This is a genomic window from Burkholderia sp. BCC1638 (assembly GCF_902833195.1).
Classification (GTDB): domain Bacteria; phylum Pseudomonadota; class Gammaproteobacteria; order Burkholderiales; family Burkholderiaceae; genus Burkholderia; species Burkholderia diffusa.
The window spans coordinates 1-20,961 of record NZ_CADFEC010000028.1 but is presented as its reverse complement, the minus strand read 5'-3'; the positions used below and the strand labels follow the sequence as shown (position 1 = coordinate 20,961).

Sequence of the window (20,961 nt, the reverse complement as noted above, 5' to 3'; positions counted from 1 at the left end):
TCCTCTTCCCGTTCAAATGGCCGACGCCGCCGCGGCCTGCGTGTCGGTCGCGCCGGCAAGCCGTGCGCCGTACAGGTCGGCGATCGATGCGCCCGCGCGATCGGCGATCGCGAAGCGGTCGTTCGGATAACGCAGCAGCATGTCGGCATCGCCGGCGTGCGCGGCGCCGAACACGATGCGACCGATGCGCCATGCGCGCGGCGGCTCGCCGTCGGCGGGCCACGCGCCGAGCAGCACGCGCAACACGTTTTCCAGGTGATTGACCGGCAGCCACAGCTGCGGACACGGCACGCGCCCCTCATCCCCCTGCACGCCCCATAGCGCGGCGGGGTCGGCGGCTTTCGCCTGGGCGATGCCGCCGCTCCATCGCGCCTCGGGCAACAGGTCGTCGCGCCAGCTCGCCCGTGCGGACCGCTGGATCGTGTCGTCTTCGGTTTCGCGCGGCAGCGGAACGGTCATGCCGCCGGGCGGATGACCGCGGTACACGAACGTCGCATCGAGCAGCGCGCGGCCGGCGAGCGACGCGCAGCGCACCGTCACGTGCCAGCCGTCGTCCACCGCGCGACCGCTCGCGTCGGTGTCGAGCGCGAGATCGCCGTGACCGTCGAGCGCATCGGCGAGCGCGTCGAGCGCGATCGTGATGTCGACGGCTTCGTGCAGGCACGCCCGCTCGCCGCCGGGCGGCGCGACCCAGTCGGCCGCGACGCGCGCGTGCTCGAGCAACAGCGACGCCGGCACGGCCGCGCGGCCGTCGAAGCGGAATGCATGCGTATAAGGTGCGCCCGCGGTGCGGTAGCGCGTCGAGAAGCACGTGAACGGCCGGAAGCGTCGTGGCTCACCCGCGTGATGCCGGCGCGTCGCGAGTTCGCCAAGGTTCGGCAAGCCGTCGACCGCGTCGAATCCGCGCAGCTGGATCGGCGTCAGCGCGCGGCCAACCGCCCCCATGTACATCGGTTCGCCGCTGCCGCGGGTCGCCAGCGTTGTCGGTGTCGCGAGTTCCGCGAGCCAGTGGCGCACGCCTTCGTCGATCCGCATCGGCGTCACGTAGCGCCGCGTGACGGCGAGGTTCGTGATCATCCCGACGCCGTCCCAGGTCGGCCACGCGATCGTCTTCACGACGCGCGCGCCGGCGTCGCGCCGCGCCCACCAGCCGAGCCGCGCCAGCGCCTCGTTCGCGGCCGCATAGTCGGTCTCGCCGGTCATTCCGCCCCAGCGGCCGGTCAGCGAGCCGACGTTGACGAAGCAGCCCACGCGCGGGCGGTCACGCACCGCCGCGTAGAGATTGAGGAAGCCGAGCACCTTCACGCGTACGGTGTCGATGAATTCATCGGCGCGCTTGCGCGGCAATCGCACCGGCTGGTCGATGCCCGCGTTGTGGATCACGCCGCGCAGCCGGTCGCCGAAGGCGTCGCACAGCGTCCGCACGGCTTGCGCGTCGGTCACGTCGCATACGCGGTAGTGCACCGGCAGGCCAAGCGCGGCCGCCGCATCGAGCGACGCCTTCAGTTCGCGGCGGCGTTCGAGCTGCCGCAGTGCATGCCGGATCGCCTTCGGCGACCGCTCCGGCGTCGCCTGGCGCAGTTGCTCGAGCCCGTAGCGCTTGAACCCCGCGTCGTCGAGCGCAAGCCACGGCTCGTCGCCGGCGGGCAACGTATCGCGCCCGGTGACGATCACCGTGCAGCGATGGCGTTTCGCCAGCGCGCACGCAGCCAGGAAACCGATGCCGCGCGCACCGCCCGAAAACAGCACGACGTCGCCGGGCCCCCAGTCGGGCGCCGCGTCGGCCGGCAGATCGTCGCGGGTCGCGACGAGCGTATGGCGGCGCCCGCCGCGGTGGCCGACCTCGAAGCGTCCCCAGCGATACAGTTCGCGCGCGATCAGCTGGTCGACGCGTCCCGTTTCGTCGGGCGCGATGTCGAGCACGCGCACGTTGCAGTTCGGCAATTCCTGCGGCAGCGTCTTCGCCAGGCCGGCCCACAATCCGCCGAGCGGCTGCACGAGCGTGCCATCGCCGTGACCCATCAGCCCGTCCTGCCAGGTGAGCGCCAGATAGAACAGCCGCGACGTCGACGCCTCCTGCGACCAGTCGCCGTAGCACGCCTGCAGCAGCGCGACCGTGCGGCGCAGCGGCGCTTCCCATTGATCGTGCGCGTCGAGCGAGAACGGCGCCTCGACACCGAGATCGACGATCCCGTCGAACGGCCCCGACTGCGCGACGAACGCGCTCGCGGCGGTCGCCGGATCGATGCCGTCGGCCGGCGCGAACACGCTCGGCTTCGCACAGGCGCGCGTGAGCGTCGCCACCACGCGCTCGACCGTGCGACCGAGGCCATTGACGATCGCGATCCGCTTGCCGCTCAGTTCGGCCGCCGGCAGGTCGGGCAGCGGCTCGATCTCGACCGGCCGCCATGTGAAGCGGTGCGTCGGCGTGGCGTCGGTGCATTGCGACGCTTCGTCCGCGATCGCGTCGCGCTGCAGAAAGGCCAGCACGTCCGGCGCCAGCGCTGGACCGGCGGAACGGACGGGCGTCGGCGATGCCGCATGCGCCGGTTGCCCGGCGTCGGGGGCCGGCACGGGCGCTTGCTCTTGCACTTGCGTGCCCGTGACCGGGCACACCGATGTCGGGGCAACCGGCACGCTTGCGTCCCGTCCCGTCTGCCCCCTCGACACCCGCTCACGCGATCGCGGTTTCGCGATCAACCGAATGCCGTCGCGCGGACGCAGCGAGATCGTCGCGCCGGTGTCGAGCGAATGACCGGGCACCGCGCTCAGATCGACGTGTTGCGCCACCACCGCGATCAGCACGCGTATCTGCAGCAACGCGGTCTGGTAGCCGATGCATTTGCGCATCCCGCCGCCGAACGGAAAGTACGCGTACTTGTGACGCGCCGGCGCGTACGATCCGAAGTTCTCCGGATCGAATGCGTCGGGGTTCGCCCACAGCGCCGGATGACGATGCGTGACGTACGGCGACATGAACACCGACGAGCCGGCCGGCACGTGATAGCCGCCGATCTCGTCGTCGTCGACCAGATCACGCGTGAAGCCCCAGATCGGCGGATACAGGCGCAGGATCTCGTCGACGGTCTGCACCAGGTATGGCAGGCGTTCGAGATCGGCCGCGTCGGGCGCACGGCCGCCGAGCACCGCATCGAGCTCCTCGCGCAGGCGGCGCAACACGTCCGGATGCTGCGCGAGCGCGTAGAGCCCCCACGCCATCCCGCTGCCGGTGGTTTCGTGGCCGGCGAGAAACACCGTCATCACCTCGTCGTGCACCTCGCGCTCGGTCAGCGGCGCACCCGTTTCCGGATCGCGCGCGGCGAGCAGCAGCGAGATCACGTCGCTCGTTTCGCAGCGCCCCGCGCGATGCTCGGCGACGATCGCGTCGACGATCGTGTCGATCCCGCGGCGGGCATGCGCGATCCGTCGATTGAACGGCGTCGGCATCCAGCGCGGCACGAAATCGTTCAGGTTGCCCTGCGGCATCATCGCCGCGATGCCGAAGCGCACGGCCGGCCCGACATCGTCCGCATGCCGCGAGATGTCCGCGTTGAACAGCATCAGCCCGAGCATGCGCAGGCTCACGCGCATCATTTCCTCGACGACGTCGAACGGCGCATGCGCCGGCTGCTTCAGCCAGCGCTCGACGAGCGCGAGCGCCGCATCGCCGAGCGCGGCCGTATGCGACTCGACCTGCTTGCGGTGAAACAACGGCTGCACCACGCGGCGATGACGCCGCCAGAACTCGCCGTCGGTCGTCAGCAGGCCATCGCCGAAGAACATCTTGAAGTTGTCGTAGAAGCGGCCGCGCACGTAGTTGCGGTGGTTGTCCTGCAGCACGTGCTGGACGCCGTCCGGATGCGCGAGCGCGTGCGTGAGAAACGGGCCGAGACGATTGCGCGCGATGTCGCCGTACTGCTGCTGCAGCTTCAGCAACATCGTGACGGGATTGCGCTTGTACTCCGCGAGGTTGCCCATCACGACGCTGCCGCGCGGGCCGGGCGCGAGTCGCTTCATCGTCATGCGCTCACCTGCTCGGAAGCCGCGCGGCCGGCGAGCTGCGCGTCGACCTCGCCGCGCGCGGCGAACGCACCGGTCACGCGATGCACGTAGCCGATCACAATGCCCGTCACGTCGCGCATCTGCATCAGGATCCTGCCGTCCGGGCGCACCGCGACGAACCGGTTGCCGCTGCTCGCCGGCCCCTCGAGCGCGAACGCGCGCGGCGTCACGCGCAGCGCGATCGACGCGTGGCGGTTCGACAGCTCGCAGTCGTTGCCGGCTTCGTAGATGTCGATGCGGCCGATCGACATCGGCGCCGCGAGCGGGATATAGTCGCCGGCAACGTGATCGAGCGCGGCCACGCGCGCGAGCCCGTCGAGCAGGATACTTGGCACCACGAAGCGCGAGAACACCGGATCGTCACCCGGCACATTCAGCCGGAAACGCGCCTGCTTGCCCGCGTCGCTCATGCCGGTATCGGTCGTCGACACGAACATGCCGGTCAGCCGCACCGGCGCCGCGTCGAAGTGATACGGATCGGCGACGGGCGTGAACGTCGCCATTGCCGGTTCGTGCCACACCGGCGCCGGCGCATACGCGTCGGCCAGACAAACGGTGATCTCGAAATGGGGCTTGTCGCGCACGAGCACCTGCCCGCCCGGCGCCAGCACGTCGCCGGAGATCCGCACGTGCACGTGCACCGCGTCGCCGTCGCGCGACGCGATCCGCGCATGGATGCGCTTCACGCTCGGCCGCTTCGCATCGTAGACGCGCAGGAAATGCAGGAATGCCGCGTCCGCGAAGCCGACGACCTTGAGCCCCGGCACGAGCCGCAGCGCGGCCTCGGCGGCCACCTCGGGCACGAAGGTCCCCGGCAGCGTCGGAAAACCGTTGACGACGTGATGCTGCAGATACGCGTCGCGTTCGAGGTCGAACACGCGCTCGAACGTCACGCTGTCGTCGGTGCGCGCGAGTTCCGCGCCGAGATAGAAATCCGGATCGCGCGATGCGTCGGCGGCGGCCGGCGCGCTTTCGCCAAGATCGAAGTAACCGGGCAGGTGCGTCTCGATCGCGCGCCGCTCGGCCTCGCCGAGATGCACGGACATCGCCGCGCGCTCGCCGAGACCGAGCTCGCGCATGAAGTGATGCTGTCCTTCCGCGGTGCGCATGCTCGTGAACAATCCGCTCTTCTCGAGAAACGCGCGCGTGACCGGATTCGCGCCGAGCCCGACCGAGCGCCACAGCGTCCAGCCGATCGTGAATTCGTCGTGACCGAGCGCCGCGCGGTGATACGACGCCTGCGTGTTCAGGAAGTCGTTGCCCGACGCGTAGTCGGTTTCGCCCGCCTGCCCGGTCAGCCCGATGAACGAGCCGAAGTTGCACCACAGGCGCGGCTGCCGTGTGCCGAACGCGTCGCGCAAATTCCAGTAGCCGCGCACCTTGATGTCGCGCACCGCGACGAAATCGTCCAGCGACTTCACGCTCACCGACGCCGAACGGTTCAGCCCGGCCGCGTTGACCAGCAGGTCCACGCGCGGCTCGCGCGCGAGAATCGTGTCGATGGCCGCCTTCACGCTGTCGGGATCGAGCACGTCGGCGCGCAGGTAGGTCACGCGATGCGCGCCGCAGAACGCGCGCATCGCCTCGATGTTCATGCACGCCGTGCGCGCGTCGCCACGCCGCTCGAAGGCGCGGATGATCTCCGGCAACGGCCGTTCCGGATGCCGCGCATTCTGCTGGCGGATGTAGTCCGGGCGGCTCTTCGCGAACGTTTCGTCGTCCATCGCGAGCAGGTCCGCGTCAATCGCGTCCAGCGCACTGCTGCCGATCAGATACAGCGTCGGACGCACGTGCGCGGCCAGCGTTTTCATCAGTTCGCCGGTGATCCCGCGCGCACCGCCGACCGCAACGACGACCGAATCCTGACCGAGCGACAGCCGCTCGTCCGCGCGCAGTTCGCCCGCATCCGCGATCACGCGCGGCGTGCGGCGACGACCGCCGCCCAACGCGACGACCGGCAGCCAGTGACGTGCACCGCTTTCGCGCTCGGCATCGCGCAGCGCGTCGGGCAGCGCGCGCGTATCGGTCAGCACGGCAACCGGGCGCGCTTCCGGCATCTCGATCGCGAGTGCCTTCACGAGGCCCGTGAACAGGCCGGCATCCGGATGCGGCACGTCGCCGGCGAGCGCGTCGAGCAGCAATGCGATGAAGGTGCCGCCGCGCTCGAGTGCCGCATGGCAGCGCTTGACCGCGAGGAACGCCAGGTCGTGCAGTGCGAGCCGCTCGGGCGTGGCCGGCGCGGCGGCGCCCGTGGCGAGCGTGCCGGCGTCGAGCGACGTGAGCACGCGCACGTGGCCGATATCGTCGGGCACGATGTCGAGCGCCGCTGCGTCGATCCGCTCGATCCAGTGCCAGCCCGGCCGGTGCGCGGCGAACGGCCGCGTCGACAGCACCACGCAGCCGGGGCCCGGATTCGCCTGGGCGGCCAGCGCGTCCGGCATGTCGGTCACGATCACGCAGCGCGGCGCGATGAACGGCGTCGACCGGCCCGCCGGCCGCCACGGCGCATCGCGCCATTCGATCCGGTAACGCGCGACGCCGAGCGGTTCGCCGTCGGCCGCGACGCCGGTCCGGCGCAACGTGCCCGGTATCAAGGTGCCGGGTTCAACGGGTGCGGCCGCAACGGTCGTCGATGCGGCCGGTTCGACGGACGCAGCGACCGGAGCCGCCTCATGTGTCGGCGGCACAGGCCGTGCCTCGCGATCCGGCTCGCGCGGCGTGGCCCGTTCGCATGCAACATGCAGCGCGTAGCGCGCACGATCGCCGCCGCCGTCTCGCGTGAGCGTCGTGCCGGCTTCGTGCGCGACGATCGCACGCAGCACGTCGATCGCCGAATCGGCACCCGCATACGTGACCGCGCGCCCCATCGCGTCGCGCGGCGCGGCCGGTTCGACCGCGGCCCGCGCGTCGTCGCCGCCGACCACCGCGAGCACCGGCAGCCCTTCCGTGTGCGCACGCCGCACCGTCGTGACCGCGAACAGCACGATGCCCTCCGCGAGCGGCAGCCCGAATGCCGGGCGCACTTCTTCCGCCGAGTTGCCGTTGATGCCGCCGACGATCGCCATGTCGAGTTCGCCGCTGCACAGGAAGCGCTCGGCCGCCTCGAACGCGGCCAGCGTCGACGCATGGCCCGCGTCGACCGTCATGTTCATGCCGTGCAGGTCGTGATAGTTGGCGACGCGCGCGGGGATCACGTTCGGCATCATCCCCGGAAACGAATTCTCGGTCGTCGGCGCGACGAGCCGCTTCGTCGCCGCGCGCAATGCCTCCAGCACGCGCTCGGTTGCCGCGCGTTCGTCCGGCCGCGTCGCGTCGAGCACCGCGGTCGCGATGTCGTCCAGATAACAGCGGCTCGCGTAAAGCGCCGCATTGCGCGTCGGCCCCATGTGCCCCATCACGAGGCCGATCGTGTCCGCGTGCTCGCGCCAGAATGCGCCGAGGCGTTCGCGCAGGTCGTGCGCCGCGTCGAGTGCCATCAGCTGGCAGCGATCGAGCGCGCGAAGCACCGCCGGCGGCATCTTCACGCGCGCGAAGCTCGGCAACGGGTAGCCGATCCCGAAGCTCGCGTCGGGCGCGCGGCCTTCGCCGCGCAGCCACGCGGCAACCTGGGCGTCGTCGTCGAGGCCCGGAAACTTCGCGGACCAGCCGACGATCGCGAGCGGCTCGCGAGCGAACCGGCCGCTCGCTTCGCCAGCGGGCAGATCCGCGCGGTATTCCGACACGATCAGGTGGCCGTTCGTGCCGCCGAAGCCGAACCCCGACACCGCCGCGACGCGTGCCGAATCGCGCCGGACCGGCCACGATACCGGCGCCACCGGAATCCGCAAGTTCGTGCCGGCGATGTCGAATTCCGGCGGCGGCTCGCTGAAGCGGTGCTGCGGCGGGATCACCTGATGCCGCAACCCGAGCAGCACCTGAATCACCGACACGACACCGGCCGCCCAGCCCGTATGCCCGACCAGCGACTTGTTCGACGTCACCTGCACCGGGCGGTCGCGCCGGATCGCGTCGCGCAGGCTCTGGAACTCGGCGAGATCGCCGGCCGGCGTGCCAGTTGCATGCGCAACCACCCAGTCGACGTCGGCCGGCACCGTCGCGGTGCGCGCATACGCGCGGTCGATCGCGATGCGCTGGCCGGCCGAGTTCGGCGCGTAGATCGCCTTGCCCTTGCCGTCGGACGACGAGCCGAACGATTTCAGCACGCCGAGGATGCGATCGCCGTCGGCGCGCGCCCGCGCGACGCGCTTCAGGATCACGACGCCCGCGCCGTCCGCGAACAGCACGCCGTCGCAGTTGCGGTCGAGCGGCCGCACTTCGCCGCTGCGCGACAGGCCATGCAGCTTCGAGAACAGGATCGAGCCGCGCGGCGCGAGCGCGAACGCGCCGCCGCATGCGACCACGTCCTGCTTGCCGAGCAGCAGTGCCTTGATCCCGAGATCGATCGAATACAGCGACGACGAGCACGCGGTGTCGACCATCATGCATTGCGCGTCGTCCGGCAGCACGCCCTTCATCGCGTTCAGGCCGACCCGGTGCGGGAAGAACGATGCGAGATCACCGGCGCCGCGCGCATAGCGCGCACTGAGCACCGCATCGAGCGCGGCCACGCGGCGCTCGCGCTCGGCCGCGTCCATGCCCGCCTCGATCAGCACCGCGTTCAGGCGCTCGCGCGCGGCGGCCAGCACCATCCCTTCCTCGAGATGCTGGCTGCCGTCCGCCGTGTAGCCGACGAGGAACGCCACGCGATCGGCATCGCGCAGCGTCACGCCGTCGAGCGACTGGCATAACGCGTGACGCAGCCACAACGTCGTCAGCTCGCGCGGCGCGGTGCCCGCGTCGAGCTCGGCGCGCACCGTCGGGCACGGGTCGAAATGCTCGATGAAGACCGAGCGCGACTGATAGCTCTTGTCCTCCGCCGACGTGTCGGGCGAATAGAACGAGCGGTAATCCCAGCGATCGGGCGGTACGTTGCCGAACAGCTCGGGGCCGTCGAGCAGCGCGCGCCAGAATGCGTCCGGGTCGCTCGCGCCGGGCAATGCGAGACCCATGCCGACCACGGCGATGTCGTCACTGTCCGGCGCGTCGTCGGGCGATGCGGCGGGTCGACCGGTCAGCAACGAGGCCGGTTGCTGACCGGTCTTTGCAGGAGCCGTCGGCACGGCAGCGGGCACGGTCTCGCTCGCGGCACGCTCCGCGCTCGCCCATTCCGCGCGCGGCGACAGCCCCTCGCTGCACAGCGACAGCCCGCCGTCCGCGACGACCACTTGACCGGTGATCCAGCGCGCCGCGTCCGAGGCGAGAAACACGACGAGATCGGCGAGGTCTTCCGCCCGTGCGAGCCGCTTCAGCGGCGTCGCCGCGATGCTCGAACGCTTCGTGTTCTCCGGGTCCGGAAACTGCGCGGCGACGTCGCCGTCGATCAGCGTCGACGATGCGCCGTTCACGCGAATGTCGCGGCCCGCGTATTCGACCGCGAGATAGCGCGTCAGCGATTCGAGCGCCGCCTTCGCGGTGCCGACGACCAGATAGTTCGCAGGCACGAGCGTCGCGCCCACCGACGACACGTTGACGATCGCCCCGCCGCCCGAGCGCGCCATCAGCGCCGCGGCTCGACGCGCGCACCAGAACGCGCCCTTCAGGTTGGTGTCGAGCGCGCGATCGAAATGCTCGGCGCCGATCTCGTCGACGCCGAGCAGCGCACCGGACGCCGCATTGTTGACGAGCACGTCGAGTCGGCCGTAGCGCCGTTCGATCTCGTCGAACATCCGGTCGACCTGCGCCTGCTGCGCGACCGACGCGCGGATCACGTCGACGGTCGCGCCGAGCGCGCGCAGTTCGTCGGCCGTCTGCTTCGACGCGTCGAGCGAGTGGAAGAAATTCAGGATCACGTGCGCGCCCTGCTCGGCGAAACGCCTGCAGATCGCCTTGCCCACGTTTTTCGCACCGCCCGTCACGAGAACGAGCTTGCCGCGCATGCTGGTATTCGACATGGATCGCCTGCCTATCGAGAACTTGTCATTACGGGCAGGGCCCCCCTGCCGACCAACGTTTGAGCCAACGGCCGTCAAGCGACTGCTTTTCCCTGGTTCTCGTAGACGAAATCGACGATCTGCCCCATCGCCTTGAAATCGCCGCTGCGGAAATTGGCCGGCAGCGGCGGCAGCGCGTAGCGCGCGGTAATGCGCTGGATGATCTCCGTCTGCTTGACCGAGTCGATGCCGAGTTCGGCTTCGAGCTCGATCGTTTCGGAGAACACCTCGGCCGGATATTCCATCGCTTGCGCGTAGATATCGACGAGCTCCGCGAACAGCCGATCGCGCGGCACGTGTGCGGGCTTCGCCGCCGCGAGCGGCTCGTGCGGCATCGACGGCGACGGTACCGCCGTCAGTGTCGGCGCGGCCACGGCGACCGCCGCAAGACGCGGCGCGGCCGCACCGGACGGCTCGGCCTGCGGCGCGAATGCGGCGACCGTCGGTGCCGCGGCCGGCACGGCGCCGGCCGATGCCGTGCTCGCCGCATCGAACGCGTGACGCAGCTCGCCCTTGAGCCAGTCGACGATGTGCGGCCCGCGCGCAAGCCAGAACGCGTCGAACCCGGAGCCGGCGTTGCCGATGCGAATATCGTCCTTCATGATGTTGTCCTCCTGAAAATAACGGGTGATTGTCGTGACGACGCTCGATTCCTCTGCTGCGTTCGACGGGCCGCCGAACGTCCTGACCGTGCCGGGTCCCGCGATGCGCACGACGATGCGCGCCAGCGCGTTGAGCGCGCCGCATTCGACATAGCGTCCGATGCCGTCCGCGCACGCGGCGCGAATCGCATCCGCGAACCGCACCGGCAGCACGAAGTGCGACGCGAGCCGCGCGCCCGGATCGTCGGCGCCGCTGTAGCGGCGGCCGAGGATCGGCGAATACACGGGAATCGCGAGCGGGCCATGCCGATACGCGGCAAGACGCGCGGCGAACTGCTCGCGCGCGCCGGCGAGATCGGGGTGATGAAAGCCATACGGAGACCTGAGCGTCTGCGCGGCGACGCCGCGTGCCGCACAGGCCGCGACGAAGCGCTCCAGCGCATCGCGCGGACCGGACACGACGGTCTGCGACGGATGGTTCTCGACCGCAACGCACACGTTGCGCATCGCATGCGTGACGGCGCTCGCGTCGATCAGCTCGCGCGTCGCGTCGGCACCCGCGGAGATCGCCGCCATCATCCCGTCGGGCGGCGCCGCCGCCTGCAACGACACGATCCGGTCGCAGACGATCCGCGCACCCTGCTCGATCGAATACATGCCGCCGCACACCAGCGCCGCGATCTCGCCGAAGCTGTGTCCGATCAGCACGTCCGGCACCACGCCGTGCGCACGCAGCACGCCGAACATCGCGACCGATGCGCCGTAGATTCCGAGCTGCAGCAGATCGGGCGCTTCATGCAGCCATGCATCGAGCCCGGCATCGTCGCGCCACAGCGCGCCCGTCAGCGGGCGGCCCAGGCGCTCGCTCGCGACCGCGTCGAGCATGTCGAGAGTCTGCCGCACGCTCCCGTGTTCACGTGCGAGCTGCCGCAGCGCGCCCGCATAGAACGCACCCTGCCCCGGGAACAGGAACGCGCATCCGCGCGCCTGCGCGCCGCGCGCGTGCGGCCCGGCGTCGTTCAACCCGCGTCGTTCCATAATCCCAATCTCCCAAGGCTCTCGGCCAGCTTCAGTCTCGCGATCCGCCATTTCGACACCGCGAGCACGCGCTGCCGCCGCGCATCCGCGAGCGCCGACTGGGCATTCAGCAATTCCGTGAACGTGCCGACGCCGGCCTTGTAGCGGCCACGCGCGATGTCGAGCGAATGCAGTGCGGTGTCCAGCAGATGCCGCGAGTTGTCCAGGTTCGTCGTGTCGGTCTGCAGGCTCTGATAGCTCTTCCATACGTCGAGCGACACCTTGAGTTCAGTGTTGCGCACGTCGGCTTCCTGCGCGTCCGCCTGCGCCTTCGCCTCGGCGACGCGGTAGCCCGACGCGAACCCTTCGAACAGCGGAATCGAGATCTGGATGCCGATCGAGTTGCTGTGACTGCTCTGCAACTGGAGAAACGATGCCTGCTGCTGGTATGACGGGTTGTTGCGCGCGAGGCTGCCCATCAGCGAAACGGTCGGCAGCGACTGCGCGCGCACCGCGCGCACTTCGTCGCGCGCCGCTTCGAGCTTTTCGCGCGCGGCGATCAGTTTCGGGTGATGGCGCTTCGCTTCGGCGATCAGGTCGGCGACGCCGCGCGTGAAGTCGTCGCGATCGGGCGACGGTTCCGCGTCCGCGATGCGCAGCGGCGTATCGGCGTCGGCGCCGAGCGTGGTCGCGAGCGTGCCGATCGCGTTCTGCAAGTCGCCTTCCGCGCTCACGCGATCGAGCAGCGCCTTGCGGTAGGTGGTCTGCGCCTGCAATGCATCGCCGAGCGTGCCAGCGCCGCCGTCGTGCCGCGCGCTCGCCTCGGCCAGGCTTTCCTGCGCCGCGTGCTCGACCGCCTGCGCGGCGGCGAGCGCCGCCTGCGCGTCGCGCAGCGCGTAGAACGCCTGCGCCGCATCGTAGAAGACGCTCTGCAGCGCATCGTCGTGCGCCGCGTTCGCCGCGCGCAGCAGCGCGCGCGCACGGTCGAGCGTCGCGCCGCGCTTGCCGAAATCGAACAGCACCCAGCTCAGGTTGAGCATGCCGTAGCGGCTGGTGCTGCGCTGGTCCTGCGAGTAGCCGCCGCTGTAGTTCGTCGTCAGGTTGTCGCGCTCGATACCCGCCGTCGCATTGAGCGTCGGCCAGTACGCGGCCTTCGACACGCCGACCTCCGCCGCCGCCGCGCGCGCATCCGACCACGTGCGACTCAGCTGCGGATGCGAGCAGATCGCGAGCAGGATCGCGTCCTCGAGCGCGAGCGGCCGCTCGTCGACATGCCGCGCGCCGCATGCCGTGGCCGACGCCATCGACCCGGACGGCGTGGCCGCGACATCATTGCGCGTGCCGTAGACGTCGAGCATCTGCGCGCATGCCGTCGGCACGAACGCAGCGAGCGCGACGACAGCCAGCACGGTAGCGAGTGGACGCTTCATCGCTCAACGCCCCGCGACCGGTTCCGCGGCGCCGGCGTCATGCGTCGTCGGTGCCGCCGGCGCGCCGGCGGACGTCCTTGCCGCCGTCGCCGTGCGCATCGCGGCGGTCGACTGGTCGAGCACGACCTTGCCGCCCTGCAGCATGATGACGCGCTGCGCCGACGCGATCGTCTCCGGCCTGTGCGCAACGATCAGCCGCGTCATCGCGAGTTGCGTGACGGCCGCATTGACCTGCATCTCGCGCTGAATGTCGAGATGGCTCGTCGCCTCGTCGAGCACGAGAATGCCCGGCCGCTTGTACAGCGCGCGCGCAAGCAGCACGCGCTGCTTCTGCCCGCCGGACAGCACCGTGCCCATGTCGCCGACCAGCGTGTTGTAGCCCATCGGCATCGCGGCGATGTCGTCGTGCACGGCGGCGATGCGTGCGCATTCGGCGACCCAGCGCGGGTCCGCATCCGGATCGAAGAAGCTGATGTTGTCCGCGATCGAGCCCGCGAACAGCACGTCGTCCTGCAACACGGTGCCGACGAGCCCGCGCAACCGCTCGGTGCCGAGCCGGCCGACCTCGAGCCCGCCGATCCGCACCGTGCCGCCCGTCGGCTCGTGGATGCCGAGCAGCACGCCGATCAGCGTCGTCTTGCCGCAACCCGACGGCCCGACGATCGCGACCGACTCGCCCGCCGCGATCTTCGCGCTCACGCCGTCGAGCACCAGCGGCTCGCCGTCCGCGTAGCGGAACGACAGCCCGTCGATCTCGATGCTCGCGTCGAGCGCATCGGCCTCGCCCGGCACGCTGCGCAGGCTCGCGTCCGGCTCGCTTTCCGCGAACACGATGTCGGCCAGCCGCTCGCCCTGGAGCTGCAGCATCCTCACTTCGAAATACTTGTCGATCAGGCTGCCGACCCGGCTGTCGAACTGGTTCTTGTACGCGTTGAACGCCATCAGCACGCCGACCGTGAACTGGCCGTCCATCACCATGCGCGCGCCGAGCCAGATGATCAGCACGTTCTCGATGCCGAACAGCAGGCCGTTGAGCTGCTGGTAGAAGATCTGCAGCTTCTGCACGTGCAGGCTCGCATTGACCTGCTCGACCAGCAGCGTGATCCAGCTCGCGCGGCGCTCCGTCTGGCGGTTGAACAGCTTGATCGTCTTCACGCCGCGCACTGTTTCGAGGAAATGGCTTTGCTGCTTGGCCGCGTGCACGATCTGGTCCTCGGTCGCGCGCCGCAACGGGCCGTACCACAGCCACCGGACGAGCGCATACAGCGCCATCGTCGCCAGCGCGACGAACCCGAGCACGCGGCTGTAGACGAACATCATCGCGAGCGTGACGATCGTCATCAGCCCGTCGATCACCGCGCCGAGAAACGACGTCGTCAGCGTCTGCTGGATCGTATCGATCGAACCGAAGCGCGACACGACATCGCCGAGATGGCGTCGCTCGTAATAGCGCACCGGCAGGCTCAGCAGGTGCGTAAACACGTTCGCGCGCCACTGGATGTTCAGCGTGACGCCGACGTACATCAGCGCCCACGCGCGAATCGTGCCGGTCGCCTGCTGCATCAGCAGCAACAGGCCGAAGCCGAGCGCCAGTACCGTCAGCAGATCGCGATCGGCGCTGACGATCACTTCGTCGATCACCCACTGCAGGAAGAATGGCTGCACCAGCATGAAGACTTCGAGCGCGATGGCGAGCGCGAGGATCTGCGCCAGCGAGCGCGACAGCCCGGACACCGGGCCCAGCAGCTCGCGCAGCTTCACCGCCGGACGCGCCGCGCGCGGCGCGAATCCGGCGGCCGGCCACAATTCGAGCGCGACGCCGGTAAACGCACGCGACACTTCGGCGAGCGGCACCTTGCGAATACCGTGCGACGGATCGTGAATCGTCGCGCTCTTGCCGTTCACTTCCTTCAGCACGACGAAGTGGTTGAAATTCCAATGCAGAAGGCATGGCAGGCGAAGCTGGCCGAGCTGCGCCATGTCCAGCTTCACCGCGCGCGTGCCGAGCGAGAGTCGCTGCGCGACTTCGATCACGCGCCCGAGTCCCGCGCCCTTCAGCGATACGGGGAATTGTCCGCGCAGCGTCGCGAGATCCACGTGATGGCCGTGATAGCCGGCCACCATCGCGAGACACGCGAGCCCGCATTCCGCGGCTTCGGTCTGCAGGATCATCGGCAGCCGGCGGCCGAGGCCGAACGAGAGTCGATCGAGTAATGCCATGCGCGACCTCGTCAGAGTTTGCCGGTCAGGCTGTAAAGCGGCTCGAGCACCCACTCGTACAGGCGCCTGCGCTCCTGCAGGATGTCTGCCTGCAGCGTCATGCCGGCCTGCAACGGTTGCCGCGCGCCATACGCGGTGACGTGCTGCGCATCGAGCGCGACGATCACGCGATAGAAGGTCGCGTCGCGCCCCTCGCCCGGCGTCGCCGCCGGGCCGCCATCGTTCGCGAGTTCGGCCGCCGACAGCGCCGTGCGCGCGATCGACACGACCACGGCACGATACTGGCCGAACTTCTGATACGGGAACGCCTGATAGCGGATCAGCACCGGCTCGCCGACCCGCACGAAGCCGATCGCCGTGCTCGGCACGAACAGATGCGCCTGCCAGCGCGCGCCACCCGGCACCACGCTCGCGAGCGGCCGGGACGTATCGACCGACTGGCCGACGTCGGCGATCGCCGCCGTCACGACACCCGTTTCCGGCGCGGTGACGACGATCCGGCGCTTCGCCTCGCTTTCGATCAGGTTCTGGTCGACGTCGATCACGTTGCGATCGATCTGCGCGAGCTGGTTCTGCTGCTTGAGGTCGAGGCCGGCCAGCTGGTTGTTCGCTTCCGTCAGCGACTGCGCCGTCGACGCGCGCTCGCGCAGCAGCCCGTTCAGCTTCGACTGCTGGTCGAGCAGGTCGGCCTCGCGCTGCTGCGCCTGATCCTTCGAAATGTAGTCCTGGGCCAGCAGGCCGCGATACCGTTTCGCGCCGTCGGCCGCGATCGACGTGCGCAACCGCTGCGCCGAAAGCTGATCGTCGATCTGCGCAAGCTCGCCACGCAGGCTCGCGATCTTCGCGCGCACCGTCGCGCGTTCGTCCTGCTGCAGGCTGCGCGTCTTGTCCATTTCCGTAAGCAGCGACGCCTTGCGTTGCCGCGCCTGCGCGATCAGCGCGGCCTGCGTCGCGCCTTCCGCCGCGCTTTGCAGGTCGGTGGACACCGTATAAAGCGTCTGCCCGCGCGCGACGTGCTGCCCTTCCTTCACGTCGCGCTCGACGACGATGCCCGGCTGCAACGCATAGACCTTCACCAGCCCCGCATCCGGCATCACGACGCCGCTGACCGTCGTACGACGCGTGTAGGTGCCGAACGCGAAGAACAGCAGCACGCATGCGGCCATCACGCACGCGGCCACCGCCAGCAGCGTCAGCGGCACGGGGCGCACCAGCACGATCTCGCCCAGCGCGCCGGCGCGCTGCGCCTGTTGCGCTTCGTGCCGGAAGAGAGAAGTCGGGTTCGTCAAGATACGGGATTACAGACAGTCAGTTGGGTTCGACGGATGCGTCCCGGTTGCCCGGGAAGATCGCCGCGGCGCCCCGCTCCGGTGCCGCGGCGAGCCGCGATTCACGCGATGGCGACGCAGCGCGCGCCATCGCACGGAAATCGCGTCCGGCTTACGCGTGCTGGCCGGTCAGCAGGCCGAGCAGTGCATTGCCCGTGCCGACGACAGCGGTCGTCAGTGCTTCGCCGACGTTGTAGAGCGTCTGGCCGTACAGCTCGACCACGTTGCCCAGCGTGTCGAAAATCGAGCCGCCGCTGTAGTAGCCGCCGGAAACTTGTGCGATTTCCTGTTGATTCAGTTCTTGCATTGCGTTTCTCCAGATTGAGAATGCTAGATAACCCATCTAGCGAGGCATCGAACCACGCCGCGATGGCGACGCGGATCAATATGTTAAATATGTTAAATTCATGGGCAATGCGATTGCATTGCGCTGTCACATTTCATTAACCAGCTCGACAAAACGACGCACATCGCTCCGCCCAATCGAATATCTCGAGCCACCTTTTCGCAATACTCTCGAGGTCAATCCATATTTGATAACGCATTCCGCTTTCGATATACCGTCAATTCCTGCGACACCGGCCATCCGGCTCGGCGGTTTCGATCTGCAGACGAGCGGGCGCCACAGCTCAGGCGCCACCACGGCTGGAACGCCATGAACCGTCTGAATGAAAACGATAATGAATGCCCGCCTTAGGACTGGCCGGTAACAAGCATGCGCTAAATGCCCCACCCAATCGGTCATTACCGAATGGCTGAATCACTCCCGATTTTTCTCATTGAATTTTTTACAAAATTTAATTCGACGCGCCAATGATCCGACACTTTCCGGTCGCTCTTTGTACGATACCGCACCATCGGGCAAACCCGATATCCGACGGCAATTGATTCTATTTCCACGGGGAATTACGGGCTTGAATGCCGAGATTGAATTTCCGTGGTTGATTCTGGAAAGCGGTGTCCCGGCGGCCGGACGGCCGTGTGGTCCCGTCGAATTTATATGCAAATGAAATGCATGAATGGATCGCGTGCAATGGCCTGGGTGTGCGAGCGAATGCGCGCACCGGGCCATGCAGACGGCCCGGCGCGCGGCACCGCATCACCCCGCTTTCGGCTTCGCGAGTTGATCCGCGACGGGCAGGCTGCGGATGCGCGTACCCGTCGCCGCGAATATCGCGTTGGTCAGCGCCGGCGCGACCGGCGGCAGGCCCGGCTCGCCCACGCCGCCGAGCGGCGTCGCGTAGTCGTCCGGCGCGACAAGGTGCACGCGGATTTCACGCGGCGCCTCGTTCATCCGCAACACCTGGAAGCCGTTGAAGTTGCTCTGCTCCGGGCGTCCGTCCTTGAACGTGATCTCGCCGTGCAGCGCAATGCCGAGCCCCATCACCACCGCGCCTTCGAGCTGCGAGCGCACGCGCTCCGGGTTGACCTGCGGCCCGCAGTCGATCGCAATGTCGACGCGCGGCACCGCGATCGCACCGTCCGCGCCGACCTGCACTTCGCACACGGCCGCCGTGTACGACACGAAGCTGCGATGCGCGGCAATCCCGAGCCCGTGCCCCTTCGGCAGCTTGCGCCCCCAACCGGCTTCGCGCGCGACCGTCTCGATCACGCGCCGCAGCCGTCCGGTGTCGACCGGATACAACGCCGGATCCTCGCCGTAGTTCACGTTCTTCACCGTGATGTGCGGTTCGAATCGCCGCGCCGGCCCGATCAGGTCGAGCAGGAAATCCTTCGGATCGCGGCCCGCCGCATGTGCGAGCTCGGACACGAAACTCTGAATCCCGAACGCGTGCGGAATGTTGTACACCGAACGAAACCAGCCGATCCGCGTGTGCGCTTCCGCGGCCGGATTCTCGATCCTTACGTTCCGGACTGCGAATGGAAGATCCGCGATGCCTTGCGCGAGCTCGCCCGGCTGCTCATGCACGACGCCTGCCCTGAAAGTCGACTGGATCGAAGGCGCGACCGTGCGATGCTGCCACGCGACCACCTTCCCCGCCGCGTCGAGGCCGCCTTCGAACGCCTCCAGCGACACCGCATGGAAATAGTCGTGCGCGATGTCGTCCTCGCGCGTGAACGTCAGCTTCACGGGCGCGCTGACTGCCTTCGACAGCAACGCGGCCTCCACCACGTAGTCTGGCTTCGACTTGCGGCCGAAGCCGCCGCCGAGCAGCGTCACGTTGACCGTTACCCGCTCGGTCGGCAACGCGAGCGCCTTCGCGATCTCGTCGCGCGTGGTCTGCGGCGCCTGCGTGCAGGTCCACACCTCGCAGCGGCCGTCGGCCACGCGCGCGACTGCCGCCGGCGGCTCCATCGTCGCGTGCGCGAGATGCGGAACGTAGTACGTCGCGCGCACCCGCTTCGCGGCGCCCGCGAGCGCCGCGGCCGTATCGCCGTCGTTGCGGATCACGTCGCCCGGCTGCGCGGCCGCCGCTTCGAGCGTCTTGCGGTAGGCGGCCGAATCGTAGCCTGCATGCGGCCCGTGCTTCCAGTCGATCTTCAACTGCGCGCGCGCCTGGATGGCCGTCCACGTGTCGCGCGCGATCACGGCAACGCCACCGAGCGGCTGGAACCCGGACGGCAGCGGTGCCGACGCGAGCTGCACGACCTTGACGACACCCGGCAGCTTCTCCGCGGCGGATGCGTCGAACGACGTGACCGTATCGCCATAAACCGGCGGACGTGCGACCACCGCATACAGCATGCCGTCGAGCCGCGTGTCGATCCCGTAGCGCGCGCGGCCGCCGACGATGTCGCGTCCGTCGATCAACGCCGTCTTGCCCTTGCCGATATAGCGGAATTCGGCCGGCGCCTTCAACGGCACGCTCTTCGGATCGGGCACCGGCAGCGCGGCTGCCTTGGCGGCCAGTTCGCCGAAGCCGAGCTTGCGTCCGGTTTTCGTATCGACGACCTCGTGGACCGCCGCCTTCACCTGACGCACGTCGACGCCCCACGTCGCCGCGGCGGCCTGCTCGAGCATCGTGCGCGCAGCGGCGCCCGCGCGACGCAGCGCCGCGAAACTCTGGCGCAGGCTGCGCGAGCCGTCGGTGTTCTGGTTGCCGTAGCGCGGCTCGTCGCCGACCGCCTGCGCGACCTTCACGCGCGCCCAATCCGCGCCCAGTTCATCGGCGACCACGAGCGCGACGCTCGTGCGTACGCCCTGCCCCATCTCGGAGCGGATGCAGGTCACCGTGACCGTGCCGTCCGGCGCGATCGCGACGAACAGGTTCGGATCGTCGCGCAATCCGTGCGGCATGCCCGCGCCGCCGTACTGCGGATTCGAGCTGACCGGCGGCTGCACCGGCGCGGCCGCGCGCGCGAGCGACGGCACACCGAACGCGAGCAGCAGCCCGCCGGCGGCGAAGCCGAGCAGCAATGCGCGGCGGCTTTCGTTGTGGACGGAGAGTTCCGGCGCGTTCATGCGGCACCTCCACGGCGCACCGCCAGCCGGATCGCCGCGCGAATGCGCGTATAGGTGCCGCAGCGGCAGATGTTGCCGGACATCGCGTCGTCGATGTCGGCATCGCTCGGGTGAGGATTGGTCTTCAGCAGCGAGGCGGCCTGCATGATCTGTCCGGACTGACAGTAGCCGCATTGCGCAACGTTCAGTTCCTGCCAGGCTTGCTGCAGCGGGTGGGTCAGGTCGGTCGACAATCCTTCGATCGTCGTCACGCGCTTGCCGGCGGCGACCGCGACGGGCGTGATGCACGCGCGGATCGCTTCACCGTCGAGATGCACGGTGCATGCGCCGCACAGCGCCATCCCGCAGCCGAACTTGGTTCCCGTGTGACCGAGGACGTCGCGCAGATACCAGAGCAACGGCATGTCGGGGTTGCCGTCGAAATGCTGTTCGCTACCGTTGACGGTCAGCGTGATCATCGTTCATCTCCTGTTGGCGGCGCCGCGTCGCGCGGGCGTCGTGTGGGGATTTGAACGGCGCTGGGCACATTCCGAACGACCAGGTGGGCCTGACGCCGTTTCGTTTCCGGATTGCATCGGGTGGCGATGCAATCGCGGCGATGGTGCCGTCTGGTTGCCCGTGCAACGGTTCGGCGGGATTCGGACGATTGCGCGTATGCGGGGATCGCCGCAGGTATTATCAGACGAATTCGCGATTGTCGTCGGGTGGGGTGATTCAGGGGGGTGCCCCTATGTGTTTCGTCAAGCGGTAGGGGCTGACTTGGGTTGGTAAATGGTGCCGTCGCGCAGCATGGCGAACAGGACGTCACAGCGTCGCCGTGCGAGCGCGATGAGCGCTTGGTTGTGGCGC

General features: G+C 68.8%; 9 protein-coding genes. All 9 read right to left on the bottom strand.

Annotated elements, in window-relative coordinates; all coding sequences use genetic code 11:
- Nucleotides 1-12: 12 nt before the first annotated feature.
- On the bottom strand, nt 13-4,023 hold the full coding sequence (locus HWX22_RS25290; RefSeq protein ID WP_175916616.1) for a cytochrome P450: 4,011 nt from the start codon (nt 4,021-4,023) through the stop codon (nt 13-15).
- Entirely contained in the window at nt 4,020-10,052 is a 6,033-nt protein-coding gene (locus tag HWX22_RS25285; RefSeq protein ID WP_175916615.1) for an SDR family oxidoreductase, read from the bottom strand. The genes HWX22_RS25290 and HWX22_RS25285 overlap by 4 nt, the downstream gene beginning before the upstream one ends.
- A gap of 74 nt (nt 10,053-10,126) precedes the next feature.
- On the bottom strand, nt 10,127-11,731 hold the full coding sequence (locus tag HWX22_RS25280; protein ID WP_175916614.1) for an acyltransferase domain-containing protein: 1,605 nt from the start codon (nt 11,729-11,731) through the stop codon (nt 10,127-10,129).
- Nucleotides 11,713-13,140 carry a TolC family protein gene (locus HWX22_RS25275; protein ID WP_175916613.1) on the bottom strand — a complete coding sequence of 476 codons (1,428 nt, stop codon included), beginning with the start codon at nt 13,138-13,140 and terminating at the stop codon, nt 11,713-11,715. The genes HWX22_RS25280 and HWX22_RS25275 overlap by 19 nt, the downstream gene beginning before the upstream one ends.
- 3 nt (nt 13,141-13,143) lie before the next feature.
- Nucleotides 13,144-15,360 carry a peptidase domain-containing ABC transporter gene (locus HWX22_RS25270; RefSeq protein WP_175916612.1) on the bottom strand — a complete coding sequence of 739 codons (2,217 nt, stop codon included), beginning with the start codon at nt 15,358-15,360 and terminating at the stop codon, nt 13,144-13,146.
- Between the two features lie 11 nt (nt 15,361-15,371).
- Nucleotides 15,372-16,649 (bottom strand): HlyD family efflux transporter periplasmic adaptor subunit, encoded by a 1,278-nt coding sequence (locus HWX22_RS25265; RefSeq protein ID WP_175916611.1) that lies wholly within the window; start codon nt 16,647-16,649, stop codon nt 15,372-15,374.
- A 151-nt stretch (nt 16,650-16,800) separates the two neighbouring features.
- Nucleotides 16,801-16,995 (bottom strand): hypothetical protein, encoded by a 195-nt coding sequence (locus HWX22_RS25260; RefSeq protein ID WP_059449338.1) that lies wholly within the window; start codon nt 16,993-16,995, stop codon nt 16,801-16,803.
- 792 nt (nt 16,996-17,787) lie between these two features.
- On the bottom strand, nt 17,788-20,112 hold the full coding sequence (locus HWX22_RS25255) for a xanthine dehydrogenase family protein molybdopterin-binding subunit (protein ID WP_175916610.1): 2,325 nt from the start codon (nt 20,110-20,112) through the stop codon (nt 17,788-17,790).
- Entirely contained in the window at nt 20,109-20,570 is a 462-nt protein-coding gene (locus tag HWX22_RS25250; RefSeq protein WP_059691184.1) for a (2Fe-2S)-binding protein, read from the bottom strand. The genes HWX22_RS25255 and HWX22_RS25250 overlap by 4 nt, the downstream gene beginning before the upstream one ends.
- Nucleotides 20,571-20,961 lie beyond the last annotated feature (391 nt).